This is a genomic window from Pseudoduganella ginsengisoli, from assembly GCF_009720865.1.
GTDB lineage: Bacteria > Pseudomonadota > Gammaproteobacteria > Burkholderiales > Burkholderiaceae_D > Rugamonas > Rugamonas ginsengisoli.
Genome location: NZ_WNLA01000024.1, coordinates 1 through 11,345, shown reverse-complemented (window position 1 = coordinate 11,345; position 11,345 = coordinate 1). Strand labels below are relative to the sequence as shown.

General features: G+C 61.8%; 12 protein-coding genes. 7 read left to right on the top strand and 5 right to left on the bottom strand.

Features of this window, described 5'->3' with window-relative positions; translation table 11 throughout:
• Positions 1 to 133 precede the first annotated feature (133 nt).
• From GM668_RS25255 to GM668_RS25240, 4 genes are all read left to right on the top strand, one after another.
• The gene (locus GM668_RS25255; RefSeq protein WP_155441746.1) at positions 134 to 1,327 is read left to right on the top strand and encodes an RNA ligase RtcB family protein; all 1,194 of its coding nucleotides are present in this window, start codon (positions 134 to 136) and stop codon (positions 1,325 to 1,327) included.
• Positions 1,327 to 1,962, top strand: a complete 636-nt coding sequence (gene prfH, locus GM668_RS25250; RefSeq protein ID WP_155441745.1) for a peptide chain release factor H — start codon at positions 1,327 to 1,329, stop codon at positions 1,960 to 1,962. The genes GM668_RS25255 and prfH overlap by 1 nt, the downstream gene beginning before the upstream one ends.
• Before the next feature lie 61 nt (positions 1,963 to 2,023).
• Complete coding sequence (locus tag GM668_RS25245) at positions 2,024 to 2,176, top strand: YhfG family protein (RefSeq protein ID WP_155441744.1); 153 nt, start codon at positions 2,024 to 2,026, stop codon at positions 2,174 to 2,176.
• Positions 2,169 to 2,762 (top strand): putative adenosine monophosphate-protein transferase Fic, encoded by a 594-nt coding sequence (locus GM668_RS25240; RefSeq protein WP_155441743.1) that lies wholly within the window; start codon positions 2,169 to 2,171, stop codon positions 2,760 to 2,762. Before GM668_RS25245 ends, GM668_RS25240 begins: the two co-directional genes overlap by 8 nt.
• Positions 2,763 to 2,784: 22 nt before the next feature.
• On the opposite strand, the gene GM668_RS25235 is transcribed toward GM668_RS25240, so the two are convergent.
• The 4 genes from GM668_RS25235 to pgi all read right to left on the bottom strand — a co-directional run bounded on the left by GM668_RS25235 (position 2,785) and on the right by pgi (position 7,965).
• Positions 2,785 to 3,639, bottom strand: coding sequence for an SIS domain-containing protein (locus GM668_RS25235; RefSeq protein WP_170305822.1), 855 nt, complete (start codon positions 3,637 to 3,639; stop codon positions 2,785 to 2,787).
• Between the two features lie 105 nt (positions 3,640 to 3,744).
• Positions 3,745 to 5,217 (bottom strand): glucose-6-phosphate dehydrogenase, encoded by a 1,473-nt coding sequence (gene zwf / locus GM668_RS25230; protein WP_155441741.1) that lies wholly within the window; start codon positions 5,215 to 5,217, stop codon positions 3,745 to 3,747.
• Between the two features lie 211 nt (positions 5,218 to 5,428).
• Positions 5,429 to 6,313, bottom strand: a complete 885-nt coding sequence (locus GM668_RS25225; protein WP_229499897.1) for an SMP-30/gluconolactonase/LRE family protein — start codon at positions 6,311 to 6,313, stop codon at positions 5,429 to 5,431.
• A complete protein-coding gene (gene pgi / locus GM668_RS25220; RefSeq protein WP_155441804.1) occupies positions 6,313 to 7,965 on the bottom strand; it encodes a glucose-6-phosphate isomerase in 1,653 nt (550 codons plus the stop codon). The genes GM668_RS25225 and pgi overlap by 1 nt, the downstream gene beginning before the upstream one ends.
• A 136-nt stretch (positions 7,966 to 8,101) precedes the next feature.
• Between pgi and edd the strand changes: the two genes are divergently transcribed.
• Positions 8,102 to 10,018, top strand: a complete 1,917-nt coding sequence (gene edd / locus GM668_RS25215) for a phosphogluconate dehydratase (protein WP_155441740.1) — start codon at positions 8,102 to 8,104, stop codon at positions 10,016 to 10,018.
• Entirely contained in the window at positions 10,015 to 10,641 is a 627-nt protein-coding gene (gene eda / locus GM668_RS25210; RefSeq protein WP_155441739.1) for a bifunctional 4-hydroxy-2-oxoglutarate aldolase/2-dehydro-3-deoxy-phosphogluconate aldolase, read from the top strand. The genes edd and eda overlap by 4 nt, the downstream gene beginning before the upstream one ends.
• 113 nt (positions 10,642 to 10,754) lie before the next feature.
• On the opposite strand, the gene GM668_RS25205 is transcribed toward eda, so the two are convergent.
• Positions 10,755 to 10,952 carry a hypothetical protein gene (locus GM668_RS25205; RefSeq protein ID WP_155441738.1) on the bottom strand — a complete coding sequence of 66 codons (198 nt, stop codon included), beginning with the start codon at positions 10,950 to 10,952 and terminating at the stop codon, positions 10,755 to 10,757.
• 151 nt (positions 10,953 to 11,103) lie between these two features.
• Between GM668_RS25205 and GM668_RS25200 the strand changes: the two genes are divergently transcribed.
• Positions 11,104 to 11,345: hypothetical protein (locus GM668_RS25200; protein ID WP_371868776.1), on the top strand; the 242-nt coding region annotated here is incomplete at its 3' end.

The following is an 11,345-nucleotide window of genomic DNA, read 5'->3' as shown; positions in this document are numbered from 1 at the left end:
ATGGGCCTGGGTCTCCGCGCGCAAGCCGCCGCCAATTAAGCTCTTGCCGCGCCTCGCGCGCGATCCGTGCCGGCGTTGATGCGCCGCACCGTCCAGTGCCCGTTTTTCGCAATCTCCGATATGGAATTCCGGAATGGGCAATTACATCCGTACTATCTCCGACCGCGCGACTGTCGTGGCGTCGGACCATCTGTGGCTGGAAGATTCAGCCATACAGCAATTAACCAATACGTCCCTGCTGCCCGGCATGCGCCGTGTGGCAGGCTTACCGGACTTGCATCCCGGCCGCGGCTATCCTGTCGGCGCGGCTTTCTTTTCAACGGGGCGCCTGTATCCCGCACTGTGTGGCGGCGATATCGGCTGCGGCGTTGCGCTGTGGGATACCGGCCTGATCGCCGGTAAAACCAGCCTCGATAAGCTCGACAAGCAACTGGGCAATCTCGACGATCCGCCCGATGGCAGCGAGCTGGCGCGGCTTGCCGCGCTTGACCCTGAGCTGGAGCAGGGCCTGGACGCGCTGTCGCAGCAACTGAGCGCAGCGGATTTGCCGCCACCCTGCATGGCGTCGCTGGGTACCATCGGCCTTGGCAATCACTTTGTTGAATTGCAGGCCGTTGACCACGTGGCCGATACGGAAGCCGCTGCGGCAATGGGTTTGCAGCCCAAGCGCTTGCACCTTGCCGTGCATAGCGGCTCGCGCGGGCTGGGGCAAATCGTCTTGCGCCGCCATGTGGAGCTGCACAGCCATGCGGGCCTGGCGGAAGCGTCGCCTGACGCGCACGCCTACCTGGCGCAGCACGCTGCCGCGCTCACGTATGCGCACGTGAACCGGCGCATGATCGCATTGCGCGTGCTGGCGCGCCTGCGCACGCAAGGCGTATCGCTGCTGGACGTTGACCATAACTATGTGGCGCCTGCCGTGATAAATGGCGAACAAGGCTGGCTGCACCGCAAAGGCGCCAACCCGTCCGGTCACGGCGTGGTGCTGTTGCCCGGTTCGCGCGATGCGTGGAGCTATGTGGTGCAGCCGCTTGCCGCGGATGGTGATCCCGGCCTGCAGTCGCTGGCGCATGGCGCCGGACGCAAATGGATGCGCACCGATTGCAAGGACCGCCTGGTACGCAGGGCGACGTCGGCGCAATTGGCGCGCACGTCGTTTGGCGGCCGTGTGATCTGCGCCGACAAGGCGCTGATTTATGAAGAAGCGCCGCAGGCATACAAGGATGTCGATACGGTGCTGGACAGCCTGGAAGGCGCCGGGCTGGCGCGCGCCATTGCGCGGCTGCGGCCCGTGCTGACGTATAAAACCCGTGGGGAGTGCTGCTGATGATCCTGTTTCAACTGACTGCCAATACGGGGCCGGCGGAATGCTGCCTGGCCGTGCGCCATGCGTTGAACGCGCTGGTGAAAGAGGGGAGCAAGAGCGGCGTGAAAATCGAAGTGCTGGAGCAGCAGGATGGTCCGGCGCAGGATACGTACAGTTCGATTTTGCTGGGACTCGTCAGCCGCGAAGACAATGTGGCGGCGCGCGAACTGGCAGAGCGCTGGTCTGGCACGCTGCAATGGATTTGCGACAGCCCTTACCGTCCGGGCCACAAACGCAAGAACTGGTTCATCGGCGGCGCCATCCACGACCCGCCGGAGCCGCTGCCGGACAGCGCGATCCGCTATGAAGCCATGCACGCGTCAGGTCCAGGCGGCCAGCACGTCAACAAGACCGCCAGTGCGGTGCGCGCCACGCACATCGCAACCGGATTGTCAGTACGGGTCCAGTCGCAGCGCAGCCAGCTGGCCAACCGGCAGTTGGCGGCGCGGCTGTTGGCTGGCAAGCTGGAAGCGCTGGCCGGCAGCCATGCGGATGAAGCCAGGGCGCAGCGCCGTTTGCAGCACACGCAAACGGAGCGTGGCAATGCGCGCCGCACGTTTGTTGGTAAAAGCTTTATTGAGGCGCAACGTACCTGAAGTGCGGGCAGCGCTGGCGAGGTGCGCTACAATAATCCCATCGTTGCTAAAGGATGTTGTGATGTTGACAAATGAAATGAAGCGTCAGGCGTTCCTGAAACTGCGCACGGAGAATTACCGCGCCAGCCTGCGTCTGGAAGGGTTGACGCCGCGCCCGGTAGCCGCAACCAAGCCAGTGCCAACTGCGGGCGCGCGCAAAACCAAACATGCCTGATAAGTATGGCGTCGGCGGGGATACGCAGTACTGCTATCCTGATTCTGATGTACTGATTAACAAGCTTGGCCTCACCGATGAGGCCAGTCTGCAAACGGCAGAAGTCGAACTGACTCAGGCCCGCATCGAGCAGTTCGAACCCGACTTCGATAACATTTCACTGGATGCCTTGTGCGGCATTCACCGATTCCTGTTTCAGGATATTTACGAGTGGGCGGGCGACCTGCGGACAGTTGACATCAGCAAAGGCAATTCCCGTTTTGCCAACGTCAGCCGCATCGAGCCGGAAGCGAATAAGCTCTTTCGGCAATTGGCGCAGGAAGGTTATCTCATCAATCTGCCGCGCGAACAATTCATCGCCCGGCTGGCGCACTACTACAGCGAGTTGAATGTCATCCATCCATTCAGGGATGGAAATGGGCGCGCCCAGCGCGTATTGTTTGAAGTAATCAGCATTAATGCCGCTTACATATTGCGCTGGGAACCAATTGAGCGCACCGAGTGGCTGAGCGCCAATATCGCTGCCTACAACTGTCAATTGGCGCCGTTGGCCGCGCTGCTGGATCGGGCATTGGCGCCTATCTGACCGAAGAGCCGGCCGATCAACATCAGCCGATGAACGAATCAAACTGCAAATCAAACTCCTGCAGCGCCTTCTGCGCATTCTGCATTTTCTTGCGGAATTCCGGACCGCGCTGCAGCGCCAGGCCCACTGCCAGCACGTCGATGACGACGAGGTAAGCCAGGCGGGCGGAAATCGGCGTGTACGGGTCGATGTTGAAGATCAGGTCAATCGGGATCAGCACGGTGGCCAGGTCCGCCAGCGGTGTGCCCGATGGCGCCAGCACGATGACTTCCGCGCCGCCGCGGCGCGCCAGCTTCACGGAACGCACCAGGGCCGGGCTGTTGCCGCGCTGGGAAATCGCCACCACGGCGTCGCCTTCGCGCATCAGCGCGGCGGCAATGCTGTGGATGGCCGGGTCGGCATACGCCACGGTCGGTACGCCGGAACGGAAAAACTTGTGCTGTGCATCGGCTGCCACGATGCCGGATGTGCCCTGGCCATAGAATTCGATCTTGTTGGATTTCGACAGGATGTCGAGCGCCTTTTGGATCGCTTCCGGGCGCAGGTTGTTGCGCAAGTCCAGCAGCGTGTTGATGGAACGGCTGCAAATCTTGTTGATGAGATCCGCCGCCAGGTCATCCTGCGCCGGCTGTTCGTTCAGGCCGGGCAGGGCCAGCGCCAGGCCCTGCGCCAGCTTCAGCTTGAATTCGTGCCAGCCATCGTAGCCCAGGGTGCGGCAAAACCGCACCACGGTGGGCTCGGACACTTGCGCGGTGCGCGCCAGCGCCGTGATGTTCTGGTCCACAATCTTGGCCGGATTTTCCAATACCGCGAGCGCAACCTTGCGTTCGGATTTGGACAGGGCGTCAAGCTGGGTACGAATCGAATCAAGCAGCACGGTAATCTCGTTATTCTTCGGGCAGGGGTGTAGCAGGGGTTTCGTGGAGCATGCTCCACGCCTGCGGAACGGCCCGGCCTAGCAAGGCCGGGTTCCTTGCGCTCATCAGTCTTCTGGCAGCGCTTCTTCGCGCCATTGTAAGCCGTCGCGGCCAATCAGTGCACTGGCCGCCGCCGGGCCCCACGTGCCGGAGGCGTATGGCGTCGGCAGCGACTCATCCTGTTCCCAGTGGTTCAAGATCGGTTCCACCCATTCCCACGCGGCTTCCAGTTCGTCGCCGCGCATGAACAGCGTCAGTTGGCCGCGCAGCACATCGAGCAGCAGACGCTCGTACGCATCCATACGCGGCATCTTGAACGTTTCGCGGAAGTCCAGTTCCAGCTCGGCAGGTTTCAAGCGCATGCCTTCGCCCGGCGTTTTCGCCATCAGGTTCATGCGCAAGCCTTCGTCCGGCTGCAGGCGGATCACCAGGCAGTTTGGCTGGAAGGAAGACGTTGGCTGGTTGAAGATCGAGTGCGGGATTTGTTTGAAGCGCACGACGATTTCCGCCAGCGAATCCGCCATGCGCTTGCCGGTACGCAGGTAGAACGGCACGCCGGCCCAGCGCCACGTATCGATTTCCGCTTTCATGGCCACGAAGGTTTCAGTGCGCGAACGTTCCGGCGCATCCGGCTCGTCGCGGTAGCCCGGCACGGACTGGCCATCCACGTGGCCGGCGCGGTACTGGCCGCGCACGATGTTTTGCGCCAGGGTAGCAGGCGTAAAGCGCTTCAGCGAACGCAGTACTTGCAGCTTTTCGTCACGCACCGCATCCGGCGCGATCGACGTTGGCGGTTCCATCGCCACGATACACAGCAATTGCAGCAAGTGGTTTTGCAGCATGTCGCGCAGTGCGCCTGACGTGTCGTAGTAGCCGATACGGTTGCCGACGCCCAGCTTTTCCGCAATGGTGATCTGCACGTCGGAAATCCATTCGCGGCGCCACAGCGGTTCAAACAGGATGTTACCGAAGCGCAGGGCCAGCAAGTTTTGCACGGTCTCTTTGCCCAGGTAGTGGTCGATCCGGTAAATCTGCGATTCTTCGAAGACCTTGCCCACTTCCGCATTGATTTGCTTGGCGGACGCCAGGTCGCGGCCCAGCGGCTTTTCCAGCACCACGCGGGAATTCTTCGTGGCCAGGCCGTTTTCCTTCAGGTTGTCGCAGATTTTTGCGAACAGGGCAGGCGGCGTGGCCAGGTAATACACACGGGTCACATTGTCATCGTTACGCAGCGCTTCCACCAGCGCGCTGTACGTCGACGAGTCCGTCGCGTTCAGCGACACGTAGACGATACGGGCCGTAAAGCGGGCCCACGCTTCCGGCGTCACCGCAGGCGACTTGATCAGCGGGCGGGACGTGCTGTTGACGATGCCGATGAACTCTTCCTGGCCGCAATCCTGGCGGCCCACGCAAATGATGCGCGCCGTCGCAGGCAGGTCGCCGCATACGTCGCGGGAATACATTGCGGGCAGCAATTTGCGCATCGACAGGTCGCCACTGCCGCCGAACAGAACCAGATCAAAATCGTTGAGAGCCATAATATGTGTGTGAGTGAGTTGTGCCGGGGTAGCGTACTACTTGCCGTGCTACTGGTGAAAATTTACTACACAAATTCTTGATAATCAAGAAAATTTACTACGAAATTTCGTCATCCTCGCGGAAGCGAGGATCCATGCTGAGTCAATGCCGCACGCGCCCCATGGATTCCCGCGGGGGCGCCGAGCCTGCGCGGGAATGACGAGGCACGGGCTACGCTTCCTGATATTGGGATGCCGGATTGCCTGCTACATCCACTTTCACTTGCAGCACCTTGCCGCTCAGCGGCAACCGCGCCAATTCCTCGGCAGGCCGCTTGCCCGCTGTCGTGATATACAGCGTTTTCAAATCGTCGCCGCCAAATGTCACCATGGTCGGGCAGCGCACGGGCAGGGCGATTTCTTGCAGGATGACGCCGGAGGGCGACAGCTTGACGACGCGGCCCCCTTCAAACAGGGCCACCCAGTAATTGCCCTCGGCATCGACTGCCGCGCCATCCGGGCGGCCGCCGTAATCCGGTGCGGTTTTATCGCTGCTGAACTGGTGCACTACCTGTGCATCGGAAATCGTGGCGCGGGCCGCATCGAATGCATAGCGCGTAACTTTGTGGCCGGCCGTATCCGCGTGATACAGCAAGGTATTGTCCGGGCTGAACGCGAGGCCGTTGGAATTCATGACGTTGGCCGGCCAGGCCAAACGCAGCTCGCCTTTATCCAGCACGTACATGTCGGCCGCCGGCTTGTCGCGCGGCTCGTAAATGGTGCCCACCCAAAAGCGGCCCGTTGCATCGACCTTGCCATCGTTGAAGCGGGTGGTGGCCGTGTCGTACGGCGCGGCGGCAATGGCCGTCAATGCGCCGCTGTCCGTGTTCAAGTGCATCATGCCGGCGCGCAGTGCGACAATCAGCCCGCCATTGCTGCTGATGGCCAGTGCCGACGGTTCGCTGGCCATCGGCCACTTGCGGTGCTTGCCGCTGGCCGGGTGCAGGCTGTGCACGGCGAAGCCATCGATATCCACCCAGTACAGCGTATCGTTGTGCCACAGCGGGCTTTCGCCCACCAGCATCACGTCATCAAAGGCAGCAGTCACCTGGTTCATCAGCGCAGCTCCTGGGCAGCTTTTGCCATTTCAATCAAGCCATTGGTGGAACTGTCGTGGCGCGCAGGCTGCGGCTCGCCCGTCAATTCAGCTTGAATCGCCTTGGCTAATACTTTGCCCAATTCCACGCCCCACTGGTCGAAGCTGTTGATGTCCCACAGCACGCCCTGCACGAAGGTCTTGTGTTCATACAGCGCGATCAGCGCGCCCAGCGCGGCCGGGTTCAGCACGTCCATCAAGATCGTATTGGAAGGGCGGTTGCCCGGGAATGTCTTGTGGGGCGCCAGCAAGTCGATTTGCGCGCCTGGTACGCCTTGCGCCGCCAGTTCCGCGCGTACTTCAAGCTCCGTTTTCCCCGTCATGAAGGCTTCCGATTGCGCGAAACAGTTGGCCAGCAGTGCATCGTGGTGGCCTTCCAAATCGTGCGTCGGGCGCAGCGCGGCAATGAAATCGATCGGCGTCATATCGGTACCCTGATGCAGCAGCTGGAAGTACGCGTGCTGCGCATTGGTGCCGCATTCGCCCCACACGACAGGGCAGGTCGGCGTATCGACTGGCTGGCCGCTGCGCGTAATGCGCTTGCCATTGCTTTCCATATCCAGCTGCTGCAGGTAGGCCGGGAAGCGGTTCAAGTCTTGGTGGTAGGGCGCGATCGACAGCGACGCCGCGCCTTCGAACTGGCGGTTCCAGAAACCCACCAGCGCCAGCAGGGCCGGCAAATTCTTTTCCAGCGGCGCGGTGCGGAAATGCTGATCCAATTCATGCGCGCCGGCCAGGAAATCGCTGAAGTAGCCAAAGCCGACCGACAGCGCCACCGGCAAGCCGATAGCCGACCAGACGGAATAGCGGCCGCCAACCCAATCCCAGAACGGGAACATGTTGGCCGTATCGATGCCGAACTTGCCGACCGCCTCCTTGTTGGTGGACACAGCGACAAAGTGTTTGGCCAGGCCGTCTTCTTTGCCATGCTGCAGGAACCAGTTGCGCGCCGTGTGCGCGTTCATCATGGTTTCCGCCGTGGTAAAGGTTTTCGACGCCACGATGAACAGCGTGGTTTCGGCATTGACTTGCGCCAGCGCGGCGTCCATGTCGTGGCCATCGACGTTGGACACAAAATGCATTTTCAAGCGCGGGTGCGCATACGAGCGCAGCGCCAGGCATACCATTTTCGGGCCCAGGTCCGAGCCGCCGATACCGATGTTGACGACGTCGGTAATGGGCTTGCCCGTGTGGCCCAGCCATGCGCCGCTGCGCACGCGGTCCGTGAAGTCGCGGATCTGGTCCAGCACCGCGTGCACGTCGGCATTCACGTCCTGGCCATCCACCTTCAGCGCGTTGCCGCGCGGCATACGCAATGCCGTATGCAGGACGGCGCGCTGTTCGGTTATATTGATCTTTTCCCCTGCGAACATGGCGTCGCGCAGGCGTTCCACGCCCCGCTCGCGGGCCAGGTCCGCCAGCAATTTAATGGTGGCGCCGTCCAGGCGGTTTTTCGAATAATCGAGGAACAGGCCGGCGGCGCCGGCAGACAGTTGCGAAAAGCGCTGGTTATCAGCGGCGAACAAGTCGCGCAACGTGCGTTGACGGGTTTCAGCGTGGTGGGCTGCTAATGCCTGGTAGGCGGCAGTGGTGGTCAGGGCTGGCTGGCGCATATGTCGTATGAACATCTGGTTGCTAGAGGATGATTCATCATACAACAAATGCGGTAAATTCACTACACAAAAAATTGATTGTGTCGTGCAATTTTGTAGTAAAATTTCACTCAAATATGACTCTTGAGGAAATATCATGGCGGTGCATCCCGTACTTGAATCCGTAACAGCACGCATCATCGAGCGTAGCCGTCCATCGCGCGCAGCTTATCTGGCGCACCTGCAAGCGGCCCGCACCAAAGGCCCGCAGCGCGGCGCGCTGGCGTGCACGAACCTGGCGCACGGCTTTGCCGCGTTCCCGGCCAATGACAAGCTGCTGCTGAAGGAAGTCAAAAAGCCCAGCGTGGCGATCGTGTCGGCTTATAACGATATGCTGTCGGCGCACCAGCCATTTGAAACGTTCCCGGCCATCATCAAGGATGCCGTACGCCAAGTTGGCGCCGTGGCGCAATTCGCCGGCGGCACGCCCGCCATGTGCGATGGCGTAACGCAGGGCCAGCCGGGCATGGAATTGTCGCTGTTTTCGCGCGATGCGATTGCCATGTCGGTGGCGATTGCGCTGTCCCACAATATGTTTGACTCCGCGCTGTTCCTCGGCGTGTGCGACAAGATCGTTCCGGGCCTCTTGATCGGCGCGCTGCACTTCGGCCATTTGCCCGCCGTGTTCGTACCGGCCGGCCCGATGACGACCGGGATCTCCAATAAAGAGAAAGCCGCGATCCGCCAGCGCTATGCAAAAGGCGAGGCGACCCGCGAAGAATTGCTGGAAGGCGAAGCCAAGGCGTACCACGGCGCCGGTACCTGCACGTTCTACGGCACGGCCAACTCGAACCAGATGCTGATGGAAGTCATGGGCCTGCACTTGCCGGGCGCCGCCTTCATCACGCCGGGCACGCCGCTGCGCGATGCGCTGACGGCGGCCGCCGCCCAGCGCGCCGCGCTGATCACGGACCAGGGCGACGAATACCTGCCGGTCGGCCACGTGGTCGATGAAAAATCCATCGTCAACGCCATCGTGGCGCTGCTGGCGACGGGCGGCTCGACCAACCACACGCTGCACTTGCCGGCCATCGCGAAAGCGGCGGGCATCATCATTGACTGGAACGATTTCGACGAACTATCGGACGTAGTGCCGCTGCTGGCGCGCGTCTATCCAAATGGCGATGCCGACGTGAACCACTTCCACGCGGCAGGCGGCACCGGATTTATCATCCGCGAATTGCTGGATGCGGGCTTGCTGCACGATGACGTGCTGACGGTGCTGGGCAAAGGCTTGCGCAAGCATACGGTGGAGCCATTCCTGGCTGACAATGGCGGTGTGGTTTGGAAAGATACGCCGGCCGTATCCGGCGACGACAACGTGGTGCGTCCGCACACCAACCCATTCTCGAAAGATGGCGGCATGGTGCTGGTCAAGGGCAACCTGGGCCGCGCCATTATGAAAGTGTCGGCCGTGAAGGAAGAACACCGCGTGGTGGAAGCGCCGGCCATCGTGTTTGATTCGCAGGAAGCCTTTATGGCGGCCTACAAAGCCAAGCAGCTCGATAAAGACTTCGTGGCCGTGGTGCGCTTCCAGGGCCCGCGCGCCAACGGCATGCCGGAACTGCACGCGCTGACCCCGGCGCTGGCGAACTTGCAGGATGCGGGCCGCAAGGTGGCGCTGGTGACCGATGGCCGCATGTCCGGCGCATCGGGCAAGGTGCCGGCCGCGATCCACGTGTCGCCGGAAATTTTGGCAAGCGGTCCGCTGGGCCTGGTGCGCGATGGCGACGTGATCCGCGTCGATGCCACCAATGGCGTGCTGGAAGCGCTGGTGGCGAGCGACGTGTGGCATGCGCGTGCGCTGGCAACGGCTGACCTGACACCCAACACGATCGGCATGGGCCGCGAACTGTTCTCGATGTTCCGCCACAACGTCAGCGAAGCGGAAACCGGTGCGACCACATTCCCGCTGCCATCGCCGATTCCCACCACCGTGCCGCTGCACGATGGCAACCCGGTTGGCAATACCATGCCGGGCTCCGATGAAGACACCTCTCTGAAGAAGGAATGACCATGACTTTGCTGGAAATTATGCGCACGTCCGCCGTGATCCCTGTGATTGCGATTGACGATCCTGATCACGCTGTGCCGCTGGCGAAAGCGCTGGTGGCAGGCGGCATCCGCGTGCTGGAAGTGACGTTGCGTACCCAGCATGGCCTGGGCGCCATCAAGGCGATGTCGGAAGTGGAAGGCGCGATTGTCGGCGTCGGCACGTTGACACAGCCTGAAGAATTCGCTGCGGCCCGCGATGCGGGCGCCGTGTTCGGCGTATCGCCAGGCTTGACGCCGGCGCTGATCGCAGCCGCGAAAAGCAGCGGCCTGCCGCTGTTGCCGGGCGTGATGACGCCGTCGGAAGTCATGGTGGCGCGCGAACAGGGCTTTAAACAGCTGAAACTGTTCCCGGCTGTACCGGCGGGCGGCGTCGGCATGTTGAACGGTATCGGCGGCCCGCTGCCGGACGTGACGTTCTGCCCGACCGGCGGCATTTCGCAAGACACGGCGGCGCAATTCCTGGCGCTGAAAAACGTGGCCTGCGTGGGCGGCTCGTGGCTGACCCCGAAAGATGCGATGCAGGCGGGCGACTGGGCCCGTATCACGGAAATCGCCAAAGCCGCCAGCGGCCTGCGCGGTTAATCTGCTCTCACTCGGTAGCGAGATATAGCGATGTAGGCCGGATTAGCCCCGCGTAATCCGGCATGCCCGCCGGCGACACATGCATGGCGGATTACGGCTGCGCCTAATCCGCCCTACATCATGTACACTGGCATCTTTCCCGTTCGATATCGTTTTGTATCGTGGATTGCCAGCAGTACTTTCACCTCATAAATACCATCAAATCCGGCTGGGCTGAGCGGTTTGACGGGCTTGACTTCATGGGCGGCGACGGCACCCTGGTCAAAGGTGCGGAATTGCGTTCCGCACGCAATAGTTGCGAATTGATGCATCTGACCCGCCATACGCACCTGTGCACGGGCTGTACCCGCGCGGAACCCAAAGCCGCCTGATCTTTCCTGATTTTTCCTGTCCGTATCGTGCCCGGCGCTGCCGGATGGCCGTGCTAGCCTCGCATGAATTTGCCCATTGCGAGGTGACGCCATGTCTGCACGTTTGCCGCATTCTGTCCGGTATTTGCCCCGTTTGACATTGCTGGCCCTGCTGGCCGGCGCTTCTTATTCCTCCCCGCACGCAGCTGAGATCACGGTGACGGGCGCCGACGGTGCGCCGGGCCAGCCCGGCAAACCCGCGCAAGCCGTGATGAACGGTTCATCGGACCCCGTTAACCGCGCCACCGCCCAAGGGGGCGCCGGCGGGCCGGGCGCGGCGGGCGCCGCAGCTGG